Source organism: Companilactobacillus musae, from assembly GCF_003967595.1.
GTDB lineage: Bacteria > Bacillota > Bacilli > Lactobacillales > Lactobacillaceae > Companilactobacillus > Companilactobacillus musae.
This window is the reverse complement of record NZ_BIFW01000002.1, coordinates 388,260-410,527: the sequence shown is the minus strand read 5'-3', so window position 1 is coordinate 410,527 and position 22,268 is coordinate 388,260. Positions and strand designations below refer to the sequence as shown.

Below are 22,268 nucleotides of genomic sequence, written 5' to 3'. Positions count from 1 at the left end.
CAATTTCTTCCGCTTAGCTACGCATTGCAAACTATTCGCAAAGTAGGCGAATAATTCACAACGCTAGGCTAATGCTCAGAAACTCGCAGGCTTGTTCCACTCTCTATAGATTTTCATCCATATTAAATGTAAGTTTTGAAAGGTTGATACCCTTTGTATAAAGTTCACCAAATAGTTTGTGAGCTTTATCTTGCATTTCTCTAACAACTTTTTGGTTTCTGTCAGTTAGGAATTCAACTAATTCTTCACCTGAATAGTTAGCAGCAAGTTTGTCAGTTTCAGCGACAGCCATACGAAGGTCTTGACGAACTTCTGTTAAGTAGTCAACGTCATCTTGGATAAATTCACTGTAATTTGATTCAACAAGTACTGATAGGGCATTGTACATCCAATAAGCGTCCTTGAAATTGAAATCAAGTGAAGCATCGTTATATGAAGGATCTGTTTCATTCATATTTGTATAGAATGGGATGTATGGTGCAAATGTTGGGAATCCAATACATAGCCACATGATAGCTGCGTATTCTTCAGGAACGTCATTTCTGATTTGAAGAACGTGTGAGTTTTGAGTTCTGTTCAAACCAATTGGACGGTAACGGTGTTTGTCTTCGTCTGAAGCATATGGGCTATATGGATCATATGGTGTTTCGTTGTAATGAGAACCTAGAACGTATTCAATATCGTCAACAGAAATTTTGTGATCTGTCTTCATGATGAATGGTAGTTCACCATCTTCCGGATCTTGTTCGATTTCTGGGTTGAAGAATTTTTGACCGAACCAAACACGAGGAGTGTTGTAGTGACGGTCTTTTAAGTTATCTGTACCGAAGATATGTCTGAAGTTCCAGCCAGTTTTGTCAGTGTTCAAGTGGTTCTTTTCAACAAATTCTTGGATTCCTTCTGACCACATAAATTCATCAGGGTTATTGAAATCTACTTGTTGAATTGAAACACGGTTAGCACAAACAGCATAACTATCATCAGGGATTCTTTGAGCTACCCAGTGGTGTCCAGTAACAATTTCCATGTACCAAACATCGTCTTTGTCACTGAATAGAACTGAGTTACCAGCAGGTGAACCAAATTTCTTGATAAGTTCACCGGTACGTTCAACAGCACCTTTGGCTGAATCAACGTAAGGAAGAACCATACGAACGATAACGTCTTCGTCCATACCATCTTTAACTAGTGGGTCAAATGCCAAAGCACGTTCGTTACCATAGGTACTTTCTGTGGCTGACATAGCGACATTCTTACCATTAATACCACTTTCGTCATAGTAACCAAACTTCTTGTAGTCTACATTAGGAACAGCAGGCCATTTGTAGCCATTTTCGGGAACTTCAGATTCAAAGCCATTTAACCATGACTTAACCTTACGGCCCTTTTCACCTTTAACGGCAGGGTTCAATACGAAACTATGTGGAGCAACGGCAAAGAATGTATCGTCATTTCTGGCAATCATTGTTGAGCCATCTAAACTGGCGTTTTTACCAACTAAAATAGTAGTACAAGCGTCATCCAAATGATTTTTCTTCATCTTGAAAATTCCTCCTATCTATCTGGATACCATTTTAGCATATCTAAAGTTGAGATTTATCTAAACTTGACCATTAATACTTTTCTGAAATAATGCTATAATTTTCTAAATAAATAGGAGGGCAATAATGGATCTTGATACAAAAAACCAGAGCGATTCTTTCTTAAAGAATTTGCTATTAGGATTTCAACATTTATTGGCCATGTATTCCGGGGATATTTTGATTCCAATTTTAATTGGAGCATCACTTGGATTCACAGCTAAAGAAATGACTTACTTAATCTCAGTAGATATTTTTATGTGTGGGGTAGCTACACTCCTACAGATTAAGCGAACACCACTGACTGGGATAGGTTTGCCAGTTGTTTTAGGATCAGCCGTCGAATATGTAACGCCGTTACAAAATATAGGGCATCATTTTGGGATTGCTTATATGTATGGTGCTATTATCGTAGCGGGTATCTTTATTATGTTAATTTCAAAGATATTTGCTAAATTAAAGCGATTCTTTCCACCAGTTGTTACTGGTTCATTAATTACATTGATTGGCTTTACTTTGATACCAGTCGCATTTCAAAATATCGGTGGTGGCAATGTTGCTGCTAAAGGTTTTGGTAGTCCGACTAATTTAATTTTAGGCTTTGCTACGGCATTAATAATTGTTGTCGTAAGTATTTGGGGCCGTGGATTTATTCAACAGATTGCTGTCTTGATCGGTATCGTCGCTGGATACTTATTAGGTATTGGTATGGGACAAATCGGTTTCAGTAGCGTTAGCTCTGCTCACTGGTTCCAAATTCCGCGTCCATTTTACTTTGCAACGCCAAAGTTTGAATGGTCATCAATTTTGGTTATGTTATTAGCTGCTTTGACTTGTATGATTGAATCAACCGGTGTTTATTATGCATTAGCCGAACTTACTAAACGTGATCTAGATGAGAATGATTTACAAAGAGGTTATGCATCTGAAGGATTGGCTGCCATTTTAGGCGGTATCTTCAATACATTCCCATATTCAACTTTCTCACAAAATGTTGCCGTTGTTCAATTGTCAGGAATTAAGAAAAATAAGCCAGTTTATTTCTCAGCGTTTCTTTTGATTATCTTAGGATTGATTCCTAAGGTTGGAGCAATTGCTGAATTGATTCCTAATGCAGTTTTAGGTGGTGCCATGTTGATTATGTTCGGTACTGTCGGAATTGAAGGAATTAAGATGTTATCTAAAGTAGAAATGAATAATAATAATATTATGATTATGGCAGTTTCTATCAGTTTGGGATTAGGTGTGACAGTTCAACCAACTCTCTTGCACTTCTTGCCTTCTACTTTACAAACTATTTTAAATAATGGATTAGTAGTTGGAAGTTTCTCAGCAATCATTTTGAATTTACTATTAAATTCTAATAAAAAGACTGCCTAGAAACTTTCAAACCCTGGTCATATTTTCATCACATTTGGTACGTATACTTATCGATAAATTAGATAAGCATACGTATTTTTTTAGATAAAGGAGTGAAAAATATGACTAACTATAAATATATAAGTGTTGTTATCAATAAGTTTGATCTACCATTTGAAATCAAACTAGCAACACCTGATTCTGAAAGAATTGATCAATTAAAAGTGGATAAAACAGTAGCCGCAATTTCTGAAAATCTTAAGGAGTATGATGATATTTTTTCGTTAGAAAATAATGATTCAACTTTGGCTAGGTTTCAAGATGGAGAAGAAGCAGTTTTGATGCAGTCTAAAGATTTTGAAGAAGTATACGAGCAAACTATCACAGCAGAACAGATGACCCATCACTATTTCAGTTCTTACTTTAATGGCAAATATGATCCGATTGGTTTATTGAATGGTTGGATGATCGACAAGATATTTAATCGTTATCTTTTATCATTATTAAATGATGATGGAATTGATGGAGTTTCGTTAAGATCTGGTGATGATGTCCGTTTAGCTAGTCGTCCTAATATTGACTTCAGATGGCGTATTGCAGTTAAAGATCCCAAGAATTTAGATATCCTTTTAGCAACTTACTTTTTGAAGAATGGAGCTATCTCAACTTCTAATAAAATGCGAAGCTTGCGTAAAGAAAAGAGCGATATAGAGCAGGTGACAGTTGTTAGCAATAATGCATTGGATGCTAATATTTGGTCCTCAGCCGGTATTTCTGCAGGCACCAATAAGTTTCCAGAATTCATTTCAAAATACCATTTGACGGGAATGATCGTTGATAAAAGTTTAGGTATGGAGAACTTTCGTGACGGATTTTCAGATCGAATAGCAGTAAAAAAATGAGATACATAACACCGTTATGTATCTCATTTTTTTGTCAAAATTTCTAATTTTAGTCATAAATTATTCAAAAGTCGACCGTATACTTTTAAATATATTCAGAATTGAATGAATCGAGGTAGTACTTAATGCAAACAAAAAAATATAATTATTTAACTAATCAAATTAATCAAATGAATATGAGCTTTTTAATTAAACTAGCAACACTAACTAATAATTCAACTATGATGGAGCTTCTAAAAATAACTTCTGAACGGATAGATAAGCGGCTAACCGAAATAGATCGCGAATTCTCGGCTTTTAATTATGATTCATTGGTTTCTAAATTTCAAAGAGGCGATATAACGCCGTTGACTTCTTCGAATGATTTTAAAACAATCTATAATTCGGCTATTTTGGCTGAACAAATGACTAATGGCGTTTATAAACCTTATTTTGCCGGTAAATTTGATCCTTCTGAAATAGTAAAAAGTTGGGCCATTGAACAAGTCTTTGATCAAAATCTCAAACCACTTTTGAATAATCCAGAAATAGTAGGAATTTATTTAGAGAGTGAAGGTAGAATTAAATTTTCTACTAAGCAGAATTCAGATTTTTGTTGGAATATTGATATTAAATCGCCTTCTGAAGAGATGAATTCATTAACGACATATTATCTAAAGAATGGTGCAGTTTCGACCACCAACAGCACAGATCTAGGTAACAGTTTAAAATCTAATCGTAGCGACATATTACAGACGACTGTTATTCGAAATAGTCTGGTTGAATCAACTATTTGGTCGTTAGTGGGTAATTTAGTTAGTGAGACAGAATTTATGTCGTTTATTGCACATTACAATTTAACTGGTATTTTGATTGATAAACAGAATGAAGTTTTGAACTATAATCTAGGTTCAGTGATAACCCGTAAAGAAACTACAATTGAAAGATAAAAAAATAAGAGCAGTGTCTATTGAAAGGTATTCAAGGTAGTAAAACCTGAATTTCTTAATAGATACTGTTCTTATTTTTATTTAGTCATCCCAGACATCAACATCATCTTTATAACCGTCAGGATTGCCACTCCAGAAGAAGTCGCCATACCAAAGACTTCTCTTGTCGTCATCAAATCCATTGATTTCTTTCATGTCAGCATCGCTTAATTCAAAATCATAAACATCTGCATTTTGTACGATTCTTTCTTCATGAACTGACTTAGGAATAGTAATGATTCCATTTTGAAGATCCCAACGTAAGATTACTTGGGCAACTGACTTATTGTATTTGTCGGCAATTTTCTTAAGTCTTGAGTCACCGAGAACTGAACCACCACCAAGTGGAGACCAAGCTTCTAGATAAATATTGTTTTCATCACAGAAGTTTTTGATGTCAACTTCTTGGCAAAGTGGGTGATATTCCATTTGATTAACAGCTGGTTTGATTGAACCGTTTTTGAGAATATCCTTTAGTCTTTCAATATTGAAGTTAGAAACACCGATGGCACGTGCTTTACCTTCTTTATAAATAGTCTCCAAAGCACGCCAAGTATCCATGTATGTTTCTGTTACTGGCCAGTGAATCAAGAGAAGATCTACATAGTCTGTTTGCAATCTCTTTAGTTGACCTTCAAAGTTATCAAGCGTTGATTGATATCCTTGGTCACCACTGAAGATTTTGGTTGTGAGGAAGATATCTTCACGTTTGAGGCCATTGTCAGCAAAGCCTTTTTGAAGACCTTCACCAACACCAGCTTCATTACCATATTGCTTAGCAGTATCAATAGCTTTATAGCCATGTTTTAATGCCCATTGGACAGCTTGAGAAGCGCCAGAGTTGTTGACCTTCCAAACGCCCATACCCAATTGAGGCATTTTAACACCATTGTTCAAAGTTACAGTAGAATCTAGTTTTAAATTCATAATATTCCTCCTACAATTATAATTTTAACGCAAAAGTAAATTTGGTACTGAAAAATAGCCCTTTCTTTAGGGAGGAGAATTAAAGAATGCCGTCTTCCGCAGAAATTTTGCTCCAGACTAAGGTGCTGATTTCTATTTTTGTCATTTAAAATTCTCGTATAAAATCGAAAAAATAATAATACTAGTCCGGAGCAACAAAGAAAATGGGCTCAGTAGTGAAATTCTACTTAGTGTTTTACCACTTAGTAGAAGGCCGAGATTTGAAACAATTGTGAACTTCAATTGTTTCAAATTCGTGCCCACTACGTTCCAGCCCAATTTTCTTTGTTGTGGAGGACGGCATCCTTCAACTATATAACCAAAATAAAAAGCATTTATAAGAAAAAGATTTCCCATAAATACTTTTAAATTATTATTTAGTTTTCTTATCTCTAGCCCATTTGTCCTTATCTTCGTTCCAATTTTCTGATAAAGCGTGCTTTGGCAAAATTAGGTTAAGGATGATACCAACAACAGTTGCTACACCAACACCAGTGAATTGGAAGGAACCGACTTGAAGGTAAGCATTACCGATACCGATAACTAGGATTACTGAGGCAATCATTAAATTGCGTTTTTCATTGAAGTCAACTTTGTTATCTACTAGGATTCTTAAGCCACTAGATGAAATAACACCGAAGAGGACAAAACTGATACCACCGATAACTGGACCGGGAACAGTTTGGATAAGGGCACTTAATTTACCGACGAAACCAAAGAGGGCGGCAAAGACAGCTGCACCGATAACAACGTAGACACTGAAAATCTTGTTAACGGCCATGACACCAATATTTTCACCATATGATGTAATAGGAGGACCGCCAAGGAAGGCTGCAACGATCGATGCAGTACCGTCACCAGCCAAAGTCTTATGTAAGCCAGGGTCTTTGAAGAAATCACGATTAGTTAATTCGTCAAGAACCATAATGTGGCCTAAGTGTTCGGCCATAGTTACAAAGGCAATCGGCGCGAAACTTAGAATTGCTCCCCAATATATTTGTTTGGGCATGTAGTTAACAAACATCAAATCAAAAGCAGGTAATTTGAACCATGGTGTGGAAATTACTTTAGAAAAATCAACGATACCAAGAGCAACGGAAAGAATATAACCACCGATGATACCAAGTAAGATAGCAATATTACTCCAGAAACCTCTTAAATACATATTAAGAATTACGGTTAAGAATAAGGTAAACATAGCAACACCGAAGTATTTAAGATCATAATGTGAGCCATTCATCATAGCATTATTAGCTGCACTTCCAGCAACAGACATACCAATAACAATTACGATAGGTCCGACAACAATTGGTGGTAAAGCCTTGTCGATCCAAGCGGAACCAGCGAAACCAACAATTACTGAAACAATTAAGTAAACTAAACCGACGGCAATGGTACCTTGAGCAACCCCGGCATAACCAACGGTTTTCATTAACGCAACCATTGGCACAATGAATGAGAAACTAGAACTCATGTAAGCTGGAATTTTACGGTGAGTAATAAGAATATGAATAATGGTACCAACACCAGAACTGAATAACGCGATACTAGGATCAAGTCCTACTAGTAACGGTACTAAAACGGTGGCACCAAACATTGAGAATAAGTGCTGTAAGGAAAGGAAAGCCCAACTACTTAAAGGTGGCTTTTCGTAAACGTCCAAAACTGCATCTGGATTGCGATACTCTTTACTATTTGGATCCAAAGAAAACATCTCCCCTAATTGTTCTTTTGCAAAAAAATAGTCCTCTATCCCGTGTATGCGAAATAGAAGACTGAACGTGTTTCCTTATTAGCCTCACGGGACCAATATTTAAAGGACTATATTTGATTGCTTTCACTATAATTGAGTTGCAAAGCAAAGTCAATAATGAAATACTAAAAGATGTATTTTAAAGCGCTAACAAAGAGGAGAATCTTATGGTCGAATTATATATTGTAAGACATGGCGAAACGGATACTAACTATGAGGGACGTATCAATGGTATGTCTACTGATAAGCCGCTTAACGCTAATGGAATTAAGCAAGTTGAAGAATTAGAGAAGCATATTGATATCAATAAATTTGATGAAATTTATTCAAGTCCGATGAAACGCGCTATGCAAACTGCTGAGATATTAAATCAAGGTACTCATGAAATTAAACAAGATAAACGCCTCTGTGAAGCCGATTATGGTTCATGGGATGGTGTTAAAGAAAGTGAACTTCGTCAACAATATCCAGACGCTTTTGATGAGAACCATTATTTACTACCTAATTATACTAAGTATGCTAAAGACGGTGAAGAATACGTAGACGTATACAAGCGTGTCGAAGAATTTATGGACGATATGGCTAAAAAGGGTAACAAGAAGATCATGGTAGTCTGCCATGGCTTCGTTAGTCGTTCATTTTTGAAAGTTGTAACTGGTGCCAAGGATATTTCTGGCATTATTCAACCAGATAACGCAGGTGTTTCTAAATTTGTTATTTCTGATAGTGGAGTTAAATATCTATACTATTATGGTCGTAAAAACGACATCAATTAGAGGTAAGCTATGGGACTGACTAATAAAGTACCAGAAAAAGATGTTCAAAAGACATTCAACAAGATTGCTGGAAGTTATGATAAATTGAATTCAATTATGAGTTTAGGAACTCATCAAAAGTGGCGTCAAAAGGCTACCGAGAAGATTGATGTTGCTCCTAGAAAAATATTGGATCTTTGTTGTGGAACGGCAGATTGGACAATTATGTTGGCTCAAAGATATCCTCATTCTCAAATTGTAGGGATGGACTTCAGTCAGGAAATGTTAAAGGTTGCTCAACAAAAAGTGGGTAGATCTGAAGCTATTAATATTGTCTTGGAATCAGGTAATGCTATGAATTTGCGCTACGCTGATAATAGTTTTGATGTTGTGACGATTGGTTTTGGTTTACGAAATGTGCCAGATGCCAATCAAGTTTTGCAAGAAATATATCGAGTACTAAAGCCTGATGGACAATTAATATGTCTAGAAGCTTTTAAAGTTGAAACCCCAATCGTTAAATTAGGTTGGAAAGTTTACTTCAACCATTTAATGCCCTTAATGGGAAAGGTATTTGCTAAAAGTCAATCAGAGTATCAATATTTGGATGATTCGGTTAATAAATTTGTCAGTATTAAACGATTAGCTCAAATGATGCAAAACGTCGGTTTTAAGGACATTGAAGTAACAGATTTGATGTTAAAGGCCGCTGCTATTCATGCAGCTAGAAAATAGGACAATAAAAAAGAACACCCGGGGAAGGTGTTCTTTTAATTTTTAGGGGATTAAATATATATGTTATAGGGGGGATGAGATGAGATTTCTTATCTCTCATCTACAAGTAATACTATACTTAATAAGTGTGAACCAATTATTTTGAAAATGTGAAGAAATTGTGAATTTTGATTTTTTTCAATAATTTTTTTAATATATCTAAATGTAGCAAGCTAACAATTAAATCAGGAGTGATATTTATGTCAAATATTAGAGATGTTGCAAAGCTTTCGGGACATTCAGTATCGACCGTGTCTCGAGTGATCAATAATCAAAGTTATGTTGCTAAAGATACTAAAAAAGATATTCTCGATGCTATGGAAGAATTAGATTATCATCCTAATGATGTTGCTAGAGCCTTGAGTACTGGCAAAACCTACACTGTTGGGGTGGTATTGCCATACATTAATATACCTTATTTTCAAAAATTGATTTCCGCTATAACTAAAGCGGCATTCAAAGAGGATTATCAAGTGACCCTTTTGCCATCAGATTATAATGAAGAAAGTGAAATAAAGTATTTAGAAATGCTAAAACATCGAGCTTTTGATGGATTGATTTTTACATCACGAGCTATTTCTTTTGAAAAAATCCTTGAATATCGTCAGTATGGAAATATTACTTGTTGTGAAGATACATTTGATTATCCAATTTCTTGTGCGTATACAGACCGTGAAGAATCCTATAACAAAGTCTTTGATTTATTACGCAGATTAAAGTTTAAGCATATCGGCGTTACACTCAGTCGAAGTGAAAAATATAGTCAATCTACTAAGAAAACCAAGACTTCATATAAAAAAATATTTGGTCATGAAGTAACGACACAGCATCTTTATATGGGAGCTCAAGATTTTAGCGATGGTATGAAAGCGGCTAAATATTTGGTTGAACGTGATTCAGATTTACAAGTTATTTTTGCTAATAGTGATCAAGTAGCAGCGGGTATTATTCGTCAATTAATGGTGATGAAACTTGATATACCAGTGATTGGACAAGAAAATTTGGATTATAGTCGTTTGATGAACTTCTCTACAATTGATCATAAGTTAACAGAAATAGGTGAGTATGCTTTTTGGACGATATTTGAGAAAGAAATTGTTAAAAAGAGTATTCCTTCAGAATTTATATTACGAGGCACTTTAATTAAAGATTAATAACAAAAAAGGACATCCTTGGGGAAGGATGTCCTTTTTAAGGGGATTGAATATTGTTTTAGGGGGGATGAGAAAAGAGTAGTTATCTCTAATCTACAGTTCATATTTATTACAGGCTTATCATGTTAAGTTATGGTAATTAAATTTTAATTTCTAAGAAGATTGGATAGCCCAAAGTCGATAAGTCTTTTTAAATTTTATAAATTCTTTTGTCCTTTTGTAGCAATTGAATTGCTACATCCCATGAGAGTAGAAATCTTCCACTCTGCATCTCTTAGTATAGCTTATTTTTATAAGAACTACTACCGACAGATGCTTAAAAACATAAAAAAACACCTCGGGGAAAGGTGTTTTTATTTAGGGGATTAAATATATATGTTATAGGGGGTGAGAAAAGGGATTTATTACGTCTCTCATCTACAAGTAATATATTACTTAATCTTTATGAATTATATATTTGTAAAATGTGAAGATTTTATGAATATTAAAAAATTTGGGGGATTGAAGGGTGTCGTCCTCTGCAACAAAAAAAATTGGGCTGGAACGTAGTGGGCACGAATTTGAACCAATTGAAGTGCATAATTGTTTCAAATATCGGCCTTTTTCTAAGTGACTTTGTCACTAAGAAAAATTTCACGGACGACGATATCCTTCAGCTAGCTTAGTTGATATAAAAAAATCCACTACCCCACAAGGGATAATGGATATCTGAAAGTCTTGTTTAATTAGTTGATATCAACATGATGTCCAGTGTCGGTCTTCTTTTCCAATTTAGGAAGATCAATTTGAAGAACACCTTTATCATATGTAGCTTTGATGTTTTCTGTATCAACTGCTGGTAAGTGATATTGTCTCATAAAGCGACCGCTTGAACGCTCACTCATAATCATGTCACCTTTTTCATCATTGTGATCGTTGAAACTATCACGATGACCACTAATGGTTAAAACATCATTATCATAATTAATGTCGATGTCTTTCTTGTCAAATGCTGGCATATCCACATGAACTTCGTAATTTTTATCAGTTTCCTTAATATCTGTTTTTAGTGTTGAATCTTCTGGGAAATTGTTGTCAAATATGGATGGTAAATTGTTCATCCAAGAATCACCGTTGAACCAATTTCTCATTAAATTATTACGATCCATAATTTCGTTTGCCATACTTTGTTACTTCCTTTCCCTTTATTACAAGTACATTATAAGACCCATTTTTGGTAAAATTCAAGAAATTAGCACTCTATATTTCAGAGTGCTAATTTTGGCAAAAAAGAAGTAAAAAATAGACTAATTGATGTGATACAATTAAATTGAAAAAAGAGGTTAGTTCAATGTCTAAACTGATTTTGAGACGTATTTATGATAAAGATTTGCCAGAAGGATATCGTGTTTTAGTAGACCGACTTTGGCCTAGGGGTATGTCAAAAGTCAGAGCTGCTTTGGATCTTTGGGCAAAGCAAATTGCTCCCAGTCCGGAATTGAGAAAATGGTTCGGACATGATCCTGAAAAATACACTGAGTTCAAAAGCAAGTATCTATCTGAAATTGAAGATAATCCATATACGAATGAATTTTTAGAAAAGATTCGAAAAGCTTTGGAAAAACAAGATGTTCTTATCTTGTATAGTGCCAAAGATCAAGAACACAACGATGCAGTAGTCCTAATGGAATATCTAAATTCAAAGATTTAAATATTGTAGATTGGTTGGCTAGTAATTATGGAAGAGTTTGATTTACAGTCTTTGTTGTCTAGTAATGATAAAATGCTTATTCACCTGTTGCAGTCCTACGCAGAAACAAATGAAATTGCAGTTTTTGTTTTGGGAAACGATGATCATTTGCAAGAGGGTATATTTGGTATTTTGTCAGAAAGTAGTGCTTTGGCAAAGATGAATAAAAAAGCTGACTTGTCCAAATTGAGCGTCAATAAATATAAGTATAATCTTGAATATGCGGATGCACCTTTGAGAATTGCGGCTATCAATCAGAGGGTTGGTAAAATTTGTGTGGCTTTGGATGTTGATGGTGGGCCAAGTTCTGAACATTTAGTGATTATGCAAAAATTGCAAAAGCAAGTGGCCTATCTTAAACTTTTGATTGAGAATGTTTCAAAAATTATCATTCAAATTCGAGGTATAGATAATTTTATAATTAAATATGCTTTGGACGTTAATGATGCAATTGACGAACTAGAGGACAGTGAGGGCAAAGCTTTGCAACAAATAAAGGTGATGTCAACTGCCAATAGTTCGATTATTTCAGCAATCGAATACATTGATGGCAATTTGGATAAGCGTTTAACCCTTGATCAAGTATCTAGTAAAGTTTATCTCTCTGATTATTATTTCAGTAAATTATTTAAACGGGAAACAGGTTTGAGTTTTTCAGTTTATTTAAACGCTCGTAAGATTCAGAAGGCGATGATTCTTTTAAGGGAATCAGATAAAAGTGTTAAGGAAATATCTGATGAACTTGGATTTACGAGATTGAGTTATTTCAGTCAAACCTTTAAAAAGTATACTGGTATTGCACCTACAAAATATCGTACTGAGGATAATCATAATAAAATTATTTAGCAATCTTCTTGATTAATAAAAGAAGATTGCTTTTTTTATGAAAAATATTGTAGTAAGATTTAAACTTAATGTAATTCATCTTTACGCATTTTTAAGGAGAGATATTTATGAAAAATGTCTTTAAAAAGGAGTCAGTTGGAACCTTTCTAAAAGCTGACTCCAGATTAACCAAAAGTTTAGGAGCTAGGGATTTATTGTCCTTAGGTATTGGAGCGGTTATTGGAACTGGTATTTTTATTTTACCTGGACATGAAGCGGCTTTGCACGCCGGACCTGCAGTTACGATTGCCTTTTTGATAGCGGCGATTGTGTCAGGCTTCGTTGGTATGGCATATGCGGAATTTTCATCTGCCATGCCAGTTGCTGGTTCAGCATATTCATTTGGTGCAGTAATTTATGGTGAAATTATTGGCTGGATTTTAGGTTGGGCCTTGATTTTGGAGTACTTTTTGACTGTGTCTGCTGAAGCGGTCGGTTTTGCCTCGTACTTTAATAACAATATCTTAGGTGCTTTTGGAGTTCATATGCCTAAGTTTTTAGCAGCAGGTCCTTTGGAAGGTGGGGGAATAAATTTGTCCGCTACCTTAATCGTTTTGTTAATTGCAGCGATTATTTTACAAGGTGCTAGTTTATCTAAAAAAGTTGAAAATGTTGCAGTTTTGATTAAAGTTGCAATTATTATTTTATTTATCGTTGTCGGGGCTTTTTATATTAAAACAAGTAATTATGTGCCATTTTATCCTAAACAATTCCATACAGAACCATTTGGAATGGGTGGGATTTCAACCGCTACGGCAACTGTATTCTTTGCCTTTGTAGGGTTTGATGCTTTGGCTGCCAATTCAGCAGAAACTATTAATCCTAAGCGTGATGTCGTTCGTGGAGTTTTGGGAACTGTTGTGGTTGCAGTTATTCTATATGTTGGTTTTTCATTTGTTTTAACAGGTATTGTTAATTATAAAGACTTAAATGTTGATGATCCTGCAGCTTATGCATTGAAAGTAGTACATCTAGATACTTGGAATAAGCTGATTACTATTGGAGCACTGGTTGGTATCTTTACATCGTTATTGACAATGTTCTTCGGTGGTTCGCGTTTGGTTTATGCGCTAGGTCGTGATGGACTGTTGCCAGAAAAAATGGGTGAAGTTGATACAAAGTTCTCAGTACCAAAGAATGCTATTTGGGTAGCAACCGTTGTTCAAGCTGTTTTTGCTGGATTAGTACCATTAACTGAATTAACATCATTGATCAATGCAGGTACATTATTAGCCTTCGTATTTATATCATTTGGAATTATTCCTTTACGTAAAAGAAAAGATATTCCTAATGATGGCTTTAAAATGCCTTGGTATCCGGTTTTACCAATCTTAGCTGGACTAGCAAGTATTTACTTCTTGCTTATGTTACCAACGATTTCTAAAATCAGTGTTGGAATTTGGATCTCAATTGGTATCGTAGTCTACTTTGTTTATGGTTTGAAACATTCTAAATTACAAAATAAACAATAAAAATATAAAAAATAACATCTACCAAGTGGTTTATAAGGTTACTTGATAGATGTTATTTTTTTAGTTTTTCTTTTTACTTTTAGGAGCTCGGTTATTGTTGATTTGATGAATTATCAAGGTAATAACGATAGCAGCAATCAAGACGCCGACAAAGACCATATTAGGAATTTCGATGTCGATAGCTGGAATCGATAAGAACAACTTAATTGAAATGAAAAGAATCAAGAAGTAAGCCATTCCGTTTAATTCCGGAATCTTCTTCATTAGTCCCATGATAAGCTCGGCAATACCTCTCATAGCTAAAATGCCAATCATTCCACCGATCAGAACAATAACAGGATTGCTGGAGACAGCTAGGGAAGCTAAGACAGAATCAATTGAGAAGACGATATCCATTAATTCAATCGAGATAACAACTTGCCAGAATCTAGAAATATGTAAATGCTTTTCAAGAGCATTTTCTTTTTTAGGCTCAGTGGGAACTTGAACATTCTTATTTCTATTAAAGAAGAAATGCTTTAAGAAAAGATAGAACAAGTAGCCAGCACCAAAGACCTTGATCCACCAGAAGTTTATTAGGTAAACTCCGATACCGATGACCAAGAATCTAAAAATGTAAGCACCGAAAAGTCCATAGAATAATGACTTCTCTTGTTCAACCTTGTTGGGTAGTGATTGTGTTTGAGCAGCTAAAACAACAGCGTTATCAACCGACAACATACATTCCATGACTACCAAAGATAAAATAATTAACCAATCTTCCCCCGATTCAATAACCGTTGCCCAGTTATGAAGATCAAAGAATGGACCGTACATATTTACTAGTGCATTCAATCAATATTCCTTGCTTTCTATTTAATTTCTTAGGGTAAATAATACCAGATTAAGTTATTACTTTACAATCGGTTTATATAAAATCAAAAGATACTGTCAATGAATTTAGTGAAATGAATGATAGCCAATATTGAAACCAATGAGAAAGTTATTAACTTTGGGAATTAAACTTAATATGAAAAAAATTATCAACCAGAAAATTGCTTTATGTGTAATTACTTGACGAATATTTTTCCAGTTGATATTTGACATTAACATTATAAATGATATAACGATTCCCAAAGTTAGTAACATTTTGATTGTTAAATTATTATAGAGTCCCGTATATTTTAGTAGGAACCAAAGTGAAATTCCTACAGCAAAACTGCCAATTATAGAGTAAATTAAGTTGTTTATGCCTTTGCTATTTTCTAATTTGTTCATTAAATCATCATCCCCCTTAATTAATTCATCAAGAGAAATATTAAAAATCCTACTAATTGCCATAATATTACTGAAACTAGGCAAAGATGCACCATTTTCCCATTTTGAAATAGATTGACGAGAAATATGTAACTTTTTAGCCAAACTATCTTGAGACATATCGTGAATTTTTCTTTGCTTTTGTAATTGATCTCCAATTTTCATTTTGATATCCTCCTGATTGATTCCAATTCTACGGGTAAGACGTTTTTCCCAACAGTACTTAATGGTTGCGATTGAGAGGTAAAGCAAATGGCAACTCATTTTTTCGTTATGCTTTCGTTATAAATAATAACAAAAAAACTCCAACATTTTCATGTCAGAGTTAAGTGTATTTTAAGCCGTAGGAACAAATGTAGTATAGATCAACCAGATGTTTAGAATTGTTAAGACAACCGCAACAAAGTAGCCGATATATTCAACGAATTTGTTATTAGCGAATTCACCCATGAGTTTTTTATTACTTGTAAACTTGATCAATGGGAAAATTGAGAATGGTAACGCAACACTCAAGAATACTTGTGAGAATGTCAAAAGTGATTCGATTTTAGCTTCATTACCGTTGTAAATAATAGCAAAGGTAATAACTGGAATGATGGACATCAAACGAGTAATTACACGTCTTGCCCAAAGTTTCATCTTCATGTGGACGAAACCTTCCATAACGATCTGACCAGATAGTGTACCAGTAATAGTTGAGTTTTGACCTGAAGCTAACAAAGCAATAGCGAACAGAATACTCAAGACAGGACTGGCAACAGCTCCGGCAACTTTAGGATCTTGCAAAGCATTAAATAGATCTACGAAACGTCCTAAATCACTGTTTGTGCCATAGAATAAAGCAGCACCTAGAAGTAATAGTAAAGTATTAACAACAAAAGCTAATGTTAATTGGATATTTGAATCCCAAGTTGAGAAACGAACGGCTTGGTGAACACTCTTAGGGTCTTCACGGTCGTATTTTCTAGCTTGAGAAATTGATGAATGCAAGTAAAGATTATGAGGCATAACTGTTGCACCAACAATACCAAGTGATAAGTAAAGCATACTTTGGTTTTGAAGAATTTGAGGTTCTGGTACGAACCCAACCATCATTTGACCCATATCGGGCTTAGCTAGGATAACTTCGTATAAGAAAACAAATAGAATAACCATAATAAGTGTCGCTACAATGGCTTCGATCTTTCTGAAACCTAGTTTCATTAAGACTAGTAATAACAGAACATCAAAGGCTGTAATGATAACACCCCAGAGGACTGGAATATTGAAAAGCAATTTCAAGGCAATCGCGGAACCAATGATCTCCGCAATATCAGTTGCCATAATAGCAAGTTCGGTAATTATCCAGAGAATAAAACCTCCAACTTTGGAAGTACGATCTCTTGTTAATTGTGCCAAATCCCTTCCGGTCACAATCCCTAGTTTAGCCGCCATGTATTGCAAAAGCATCGCAATCAAACTAGAAATCAAGATAACAGATAGTAATTTGTATTTGAATTGAGCACCACCAGCAATTGATGTTACCCAGTTACCTGGATCCATGTAACCCACGGCAACTAAAGCTCCCGGGCCACTGTATGCTAATAGGGTTTTAAAGAAACCTGCGTCAGTAGGAACTTCAACGGTGTCATTAATTTCTTCCAAGGAAGGGCCGTTAGCATAATGAATTAGGCTCTCGTGTTTTTTATTTTTTTCACTCAAGCTTATATCCCCCTTTTTTAATCTCAAGATATAATATCATGTTAGAGAGCAACTTTAAAGTAAATAAACAATAAAATTAAGGTAACCTAACAAAAAATCTTCAATTATTGACGTTGTAAGCATCTTCAATCCTGAAAGATTAATTTATTTATGTTAGATTAATATTATTCACAAAAATTTTTAAGTAGAAGATATACCGCCTGTAAAGCTTGTCAGCATGTAATTGATATGCAAGTACGATACAATGTAGGTAGTAAATTAAATAGTAGAAAAGGGATAGAGTTATATGAGCGTAATATTACTAATAGTTGATGTTATCTTCTTTATTGGTGCTGTTTTTAATGTCTATTGGCAATCACAAATTGAAATAAGATCGATTTATAAAATTTCATCATTGATCTTTGCGGCGTTTATTGGCGCTTGGTTGTTAGTTTCACCAACTGGTCAATTGTCATACATCATCATGGTGGCTCTATTCATGTTGTTAAATATTATGAATGGCGTTGGTGGCGTTGGCGAAAAGAAAATCGTTTTAAACGGTTTTTATTCAGGTGTTCTCGATTATGCTCAAGTAGTTCACGTAACCTTGATTCCCATTGAAATTCCAGGACGTAAACCTAAAGTAGCAGTTATCTTCAACACAAAACGACCACAACAAGTTGAGATGAATTTTAATATCTCCTATAAAGAAATGGAAAAGTACTTACAAAAGAAATTGTCTAATGATGCTTCAGTTGAAGTTGGACAAATATAATTAGTAAAAAAAAAGTTTGAGAATTTTTATTCTCAAACTCTTTTTTGTTATTAATAACCATATGGAATATAAGTTAATTTAATTCTCTTTTTTTTCTGTTAAGGCCAAATAAATAGCTGCCAAGCCAAGTATTAAACCGATAATATTTATTAATCCATTAAATGAGAAAAAACTATCTTTAAATATATTGATTGCTTCGTAACATAAAGATAGTCCAACCCAGAATCCTAATTTTTTGTAAAACTTTTTGTTTATTTTTATTGTCATAAGTTTTTTCATACTAGATCCCATTACATGTTATTTTCCTAAGCTATTTTGTATAAGATGAGTATTATGCCTAACATCTATTCTGATTCTATAAACAGATGCATACTAAACATTCACCATCACTGAAACTTTTGAGATATTTGTCAGTTTCCCTTGCTTAAGTTTCCCATAAATATTTTATTATTTACCTCTTTCGTTGTCAAAGCTCCCTCGAATCTAAATTAATCTTAATAAGAAAAATTTGCATTTGTTGTTAATAATGTGAAGATGAAAGAATAGATGTATTAGTGAGAGTCAGTAAAAATATTTATATACTGCACAACAACAATTAATTAATAGGAGATTAACCGTGATGACTGAATTACTAATTATCGCTGCATGGATTGGCGTATGGATCATTACATCGTTATTTTTAACAGTACTAGTAGAAGTATATTATCTATTAACTCCAAACCAAGAATATATTAAACATCCCAACTTTCTTAAACAATGGTTAAAAATATTACTCATTATTCCCCTGTTTATGCCTTAATTGCATGAATATGATCATAAATCCCACCATTGGGGATATTTTTACAAATTAAAGTTACCTTCCCACTAGAATATACTTGAAAGGGGATGTTATTTTGACGAATAAAGGTTTATTTGAATTGATTGATGAGGCATATCAAGAGGACTTGTCCAATCAGCCTAAAGAGTACAAAAAAGGATTATTAGAGTGTGCTCAAGAGTTAAAAAGTGGAGCAAGTGAGCTAGATGTTTGTTTAAAAATTTATAAGCTCTATCATGATAACTTCATCGTTCCAATGACGTTGCCCAAAAATAATCGAGTGTTATATCAATTTGTAAAAGATAAGCTGAATAATTTGGATCAAAAGACGATGCGAGATGTGAATTTAGGATATGGACTTGGAGCAACTCATTTTACATTTGGTCCGTTGAATTAAAAATAGTGGTGATGAAAAATGAACTACCATTGATCTGAGCCCTTAAGTTTGGACACTTAATTATGCTGCTTTTAGAACGGAAAAATCATTTGTTATTTATTCTGGAGAGATTCTAGAAAATCTGTAAATCGAAAAATAATACGTTTATATGTAAAAATCAACGTTTATATTTTTTATATAGATAAATTTGTTTGAAATAGTATAATATCCAAAGTGGTATTTGATGAGTGAATATATTAATTTGAAGTATAGTCAATATAGTGATTTTTTATTATAGATTATTAGGGGAGATAATATTATGAAAAAGAATATTTCAGAAAAAGAACTATCAACAATATCAGGTGGAAAAGCTAGAATGTTAATGGGCGCGATGACTTCAAAGGGCATAATTAGAAACGTCATAAAATGGATTAAACATTAAAAATGATTAGTGTATCCATACCTATTGAATTTTTTGTGGATTCAATGATAATTTTTTTTATATTAATAATATTCCGATATTTGGATACAGAGAGAATTTCGTTAATAAAAATATATAAAGATATATTATGTTCCTTATTATTAGGTGGATTAGGGATTTTATTTGAAGATTTTATTTTTTTAATTTTTATAATATTTTTTGTAACCAAAGAAATGATTCATCAACATAGGGTTAACCCCTACAAAGGTAGGTTGACGTCTTTATTGATTGCATTTGTTATAGAAATTGCATTGTTATTAGTCTGTAATCTTTTCGGAAAAATGGTATATTTTATTCCATTAAAAGCAGATATTTTGGGAGTTAATGATGAATATGCCATAGTTTCATGCTTGTTGAATTTATTGTTGGTATTCTTGAGTATCAAACTTTTAAAAAATAAAAATGTAAAAATAAGAGAAATTAAAAAAGAAATTGATTACTTGTCATTGAATGATCAATTATTTTTTCTGGTTTCTTTTATTTTTGTAACTTTTATAATCATATTATTTGTTGGAGATATTGAAGGAATTACGGCACTTATTAGTGGCGTAATAGCCGTTTCATATATTTCTTTTTTGGGTTTTGCTATTTACCAAATGTTCAATATGATTAAGGCATATTCTGCTCGTGAAAAGATGGCTAATGAATTAGAACAAAATAGACAATTAAACGAATATCTGAAAAATATTCAAGAACAATATGATGATCTAAGACGATTCAAACATGACTTTAAAAATATTGTTTTGTCAATGAGCGTGAAATCATCTGAAAAAACTAATAAGGATTATGAGGAACTATATCAGGAATTAACTCAACAAAAAGAATTCACATCTGATTTAGATGGGAAAATTGTGTCAGAATATAAGAAAATATCCAATGAACCACTTCGAGGACTTATTATTCAAAAGTTCTTTAAGGCAAAATCTAATGGAATTAAATTGAATATTGAAGTTACAGATAATTATGTTGAATTTGATAATGATGTATTGAATATTGTGAGGATAGTTGGAATATTACTTGATAATGCAATTGAAGAGACTAGTAATGGTTCGAATAGAGATGTTGATTTAGCTTTTATTAAAAATGATGATGTCATGGAAATATCAATTGAAAATCCATTAAACCACACTGTAGATGTAAAAAGTATCTTTAAAAAAGGATATTCAACCAAAGGCTCTGGACATGGAACAGGCTTGGCTAATGTATCTGAACTGATTGATAAAGATGGTAATTTGTATCTAGATACTGAGGTTATTGGAGATAGATTAAGAATTACATTGATAGTTCTCAAAGGTAGGTAAAAATGTTTTCAGTTTATTTGTTAGAAGACAATGATAATCAAAGAAAGTACTATAAGGAAATTGTAGATAATACGATAATGATCAATGATTATTCAATAAAAGTAGTCGAGGCTAGTAATACAAAGTCATTCTATGACTCTTTTTCTAAGGAGCAATTTGGTTTGTTCTTTTTAGATATGGAGATGGATGGTGATGTTAAAGCGGGGTTGAAGGTGGCCGAGTTTGTTAGACATAATATGCCTGATGCTAGAATTGTTTTTGTGACGACTCATGAGGAATTAGCATTTTTAACACTAGAAAGAAAAATATCTCCTTTAGATTATGTATTGAAAGATAATGATTCCAAAGAAATAAAAGAAAAAATCATTAAGGATATTGAATTAACCGAACAATATTATCAGGATTCTATTTATGAAAAAGAAATGACGTTTGGATATAAGATTGGGTCAAAATATTTCTCTGTTCCTATGAAAGAATTAATTTTATTATACACAGAAAAAGAATCTCCTGGGCGCGTTCATTTAGAGTCGGATAATCGGGAAATGTCATTTCCAGGTAATCTGAATTCACTTGAAAATAAGTATAGTAATTTATTGCGAGTGGATAAGAGTTCATTAGTTAATGTTGATAGAATAAATTCATACGATATACATAAAAGAACTTTATATCTAGATAATGATGTTCAGTGTGATGTTTCTATTAGAAAATCTTCAGCTGTTAGTAAGTTATTTAAGTAAATGATGGGCATATATCTTTCGTTAATGTGATAAATCCAACGTTAATATATTATTGAAAACGGTTAACAAAATACTGATTATACTTATGGTGTACTAGGAAGAAATCATATGGAGAGCATGTGAGAAAGGCTTTCTGGTATAAAGTAGGTGATGATATTGGGAGTCTTGGTTGAGCTTATTCAATGTATATCAAATAGTGAAGGAAGTGACGTCTGATGATGATGTATCCGTATTTGAAATTGGGTCCCAGAGATGGAGTCTTGTTGATTTCGGCCTTTATTATGTTAGCCTTAACACTAATTTTTAAATGGTCAGTATGGGAATTTTTGTTTGCTTTTGTTGCAGTCATAATTGCGTTTATAGCAGGAAGAATGAAACCAGATAAGAAGAACGTGCTTGCTTTCTTGAAAAGATAGCTTGAATTGGAGTAGGATACCTTGAATTTCTGTAGATTCCAAATACATTCTTAACCATTAAAATTTTAAGTTTATTATTGATAAGGACAGAG

The 22,268-nt window shown here is 33.5% G+C and carries 24 protein-coding genes; 16 read left to right on the top strand and 8 right to left on the bottom strand.

The features are described 5' to 3' along the window. Positions 1 to 103 precede the first annotated feature (103 nt). A complete protein-coding gene (locus LAB100_RS05660) occupies positions 104 to 1,540 on the bottom strand; it encodes a C69 family dipeptidase (protein ID WP_119325512.1) in 1,437 nt (478 codons plus the stop codon). A gap of 127 nt (positions 1,541 to 1,667) precedes the next feature. On the opposite strand from LAB100_RS05660, the gene LAB100_RS05655 reads away from it, so the two are divergent. The 3 genes from LAB100_RS05655 (at position 1,668) to LAB100_RS05645 (ending at position 4,770) form a co-directional block, all read left to right on the top strand. Further along, positions 1,668 to 2,960, top strand: coding sequence for a nucleobase:cation symporter-2 family protein (locus LAB100_RS05655; protein ID WP_174233494.1), 1,293 nt, complete (start codon positions 1,668 to 1,670; stop codon positions 2,958 to 2,960). A gap of 101 nt (positions 2,961 to 3,061) precedes the next feature. Then, positions 3,062 to 3,841, top strand: coding sequence for an FAD:protein FMN transferase (locus tag LAB100_RS05650; protein WP_119325514.1), 780 nt, complete (start codon positions 3,062 to 3,064; stop codon positions 3,839 to 3,841). Positions 3,842 to 3,966: 125 nt separating this feature from the next. Next, positions 3,967 to 4,770: an FAD:protein FMN transferase gene (locus LAB100_RS05645; RefSeq protein ID WP_119325515.1), complete on the top strand. Its 804-nt coding sequence runs from the start codon at positions 3,967 to 3,969 to the stop codon at positions 4,768 to 4,770. Positions 4,771 to 4,851: 81 nt separating this feature from the next. Here LAB100_RS05645 and LAB100_RS05640 read toward each other — a convergent pair whose 3' ends face one another. Beyond that, on the bottom strand, positions 4,852 to 5,736 hold the full coding sequence (locus LAB100_RS05640; RefSeq protein WP_119325516.1) for an aldo/keto reductase: 885 nt from the start codon (positions 5,734 to 5,736) through the stop codon (positions 4,852 to 4,854). Between the two features lie 412 nt (positions 5,737 to 6,148). Beyond that, positions 6,149 to 7,480: a uracil-xanthine permease family protein gene (locus LAB100_RS05635; RefSeq protein WP_119325517.1), complete on the bottom strand. Its 1,332-nt coding sequence runs from the start codon at positions 7,478 to 7,480 to the stop codon at positions 6,149 to 6,151. 215 nt (positions 7,481 to 7,695) lie between these two features. Between LAB100_RS05635 and LAB100_RS05630 the strand changes: the two genes are divergently transcribed. The 3 genes from LAB100_RS05630 to LAB100_RS05620 all read left to right on the top strand — a co-directional run bounded on the left by LAB100_RS05630 (position 7,696) and on the right by LAB100_RS05620 (position 10,211). After that, positions 7,696 to 8,304 (top strand): histidine phosphatase family protein, encoded by a 609-nt coding sequence (locus LAB100_RS05630; RefSeq protein ID WP_119325518.1) that lies wholly within the window; start codon positions 7,696 to 7,698, stop codon positions 8,302 to 8,304. Positions 8,305 to 8,313: 9 nt separating this feature from the next. Next, entirely contained in the window at positions 8,314 to 9,018 is a 705-nt protein-coding gene (ubiE, locus tag LAB100_RS05625) for a bifunctional demethylmenaquinone methyltransferase/2-methoxy-6-polyprenyl-1,4-benzoquinol methylase UbiE (RefSeq protein WP_119325519.1), read from the top strand. Positions 9,019 to 9,257: 239 nt separating this feature from the next. Beyond that, entirely contained in the window at positions 9,258 to 10,211 is a 954-nt protein-coding gene (locus LAB100_RS05620; protein ID WP_119325520.1) for a LacI family DNA-binding transcriptional regulator, read from the top strand. Positions 10,212 to 10,936: 725 nt separating this feature from the next. On the opposite strand, the gene LAB100_RS05615 is transcribed toward LAB100_RS05620, so the two are convergent. Then, positions 10,937 to 11,374: an Hsp20/alpha crystallin family protein gene (locus LAB100_RS05615; protein ID WP_119325521.1), complete on the bottom strand. Its 438-nt coding sequence runs from the start codon at positions 11,372 to 11,374 to the stop codon at positions 10,937 to 10,939. Between the two features lie 167 nt (positions 11,375 to 11,541). On the opposite strand from LAB100_RS05615, the gene LAB100_RS05610 reads away from it, so the two are divergent. The 3 genes from LAB100_RS05610 (at position 11,542) to LAB100_RS05600 (ending at position 14,297) form a co-directional block, all read left to right on the top strand. Next, a complete protein-coding gene (locus tag LAB100_RS05610) occupies positions 11,542 to 11,901 on the top strand; it encodes a DUF488 domain-containing protein (protein WP_119325522.1) in 360 nt (119 codons plus the stop codon). Between the two features lie 27 nt (positions 11,902 to 11,928). Beyond that, positions 11,929 to 12,786 (top strand): helix-turn-helix transcriptional regulator, encoded by an 858-nt coding sequence (locus LAB100_RS05605; RefSeq protein ID WP_246001262.1) that lies wholly within the window; start codon positions 11,929 to 11,931, stop codon positions 12,784 to 12,786. A gap of 107 nt (positions 12,787 to 12,893) precedes the next feature. Further along, entirely contained in the window at positions 12,894 to 14,297 is a 1,404-nt protein-coding gene (locus tag LAB100_RS05600) for an APC family permease (protein WP_119325523.1), read from the top strand. A 60-nt stretch (positions 14,298 to 14,357) separates the two neighbouring features. Here the strand turns inward: LAB100_RS05600 and LAB100_RS05595 are convergent, their stop codons facing one another. The 3 genes from LAB100_RS05595 to LAB100_RS05585 form a co-directional block, all read right to left on the bottom strand. Then, positions 14,358 to 15,113: a TerC family protein gene (locus LAB100_RS05595; protein WP_371851213.1), complete on the bottom strand. Its 756-nt coding sequence runs from the start codon at positions 15,111 to 15,113 to the stop codon at positions 14,358 to 14,360. A gap of 123 nt (positions 15,114 to 15,236) precedes the next feature. Next, positions 15,237 to 15,758 carry a helix-turn-helix domain-containing protein gene (locus tag LAB100_RS05590; RefSeq protein WP_162894145.1) on the bottom strand — a complete coding sequence of 174 codons (522 nt, stop codon included), beginning with the start codon at positions 15,756 to 15,758 and terminating at the stop codon, positions 15,237 to 15,239. 171 nt (positions 15,759 to 15,929) lie between these two features. Beyond that, positions 15,930 to 17,294, bottom strand: a complete 1,365-nt coding sequence (locus LAB100_RS05585; RefSeq protein WP_119325526.1) for an Nramp family divalent metal transporter — start codon at positions 17,292 to 17,294, stop codon at positions 15,930 to 15,932. 286 nt (positions 17,295 to 17,580) lie between these two features. On the opposite strand from LAB100_RS05585, the gene LAB100_RS05580 reads away from it, so the two are divergent. After that, on the top strand, positions 17,581 to 18,048 hold the full coding sequence (locus LAB100_RS05580; protein WP_119325527.1) for a hypothetical protein: 468 nt from the start codon (positions 17,581 to 17,583) through the stop codon (positions 18,046 to 18,048). A 78-nt stretch (positions 18,049 to 18,126) separates the two neighbouring features. Here the strand turns inward: LAB100_RS05580 and LAB100_RS05575 are convergent, their stop codons facing one another. Beyond that, positions 18,127 to 18,327, bottom strand: a complete 201-nt coding sequence (locus LAB100_RS05575; protein WP_126322026.1) for a hypothetical protein — start codon at positions 18,325 to 18,327, stop codon at positions 18,127 to 18,129. A gap of 340 nt (positions 18,328 to 18,667) precedes the next feature. Between LAB100_RS05575 and LAB100_RS05570 the strand changes: the two genes are divergently transcribed. From LAB100_RS05570 to LAB100_RS05545, 6 genes are all read left to right on the top strand, one after another. Further along, positions 18,668 to 18,847, top strand: a complete 180-nt coding sequence (locus tag LAB100_RS05570; protein WP_119325529.1) for a hypothetical protein — start codon at positions 18,668 to 18,670, stop codon at positions 18,845 to 18,847. A gap of 94 nt (positions 18,848 to 18,941) precedes the next feature. Then, entirely contained in the window at positions 18,942 to 19,262 is a 321-nt protein-coding gene (locus tag LAB100_RS05565; protein ID WP_119325530.1) for a bacteriocin immunity family protein, read from the top strand. A 298-nt stretch (positions 19,263 to 19,560) separates the two neighbouring features. Further along, positions 19,561 to 19,683, top strand: a complete 123-nt coding sequence (locus LAB100_RS05560; protein WP_119325531.1) for a bacteriocin — start codon at positions 19,561 to 19,563, stop codon at positions 19,681 to 19,683. Between the two features lie 263 nt (positions 19,684 to 19,946). Beyond that, positions 19,947 to 21,023, top strand: a complete 1,077-nt coding sequence (locus tag LAB100_RS05555) for a sensor histidine kinase (protein WP_162894146.1) — start codon at positions 19,947 to 19,949, stop codon at positions 21,021 to 21,023. 2 nt (positions 21,024 to 21,025) lie between these two features. Continuing rightward, a complete protein-coding gene (locus tag LAB100_RS05550) occupies positions 21,026 to 21,760 on the top strand; it encodes a response regulator transcription factor (RefSeq protein ID WP_119325533.1) in 735 nt (244 codons plus the stop codon). A 215-nt stretch (positions 21,761 to 21,975) separates the two neighbouring features. Continuing rightward, positions 21,976 to 22,176, top strand: coding sequence for a hypothetical protein (locus LAB100_RS05545; protein ID WP_119325534.1), 201 nt, complete (start codon positions 21,976 to 21,978; stop codon positions 22,174 to 22,176). The last annotated feature ends 92 nt before the right edge of the window (positions 22,177 to 22,268 follow it).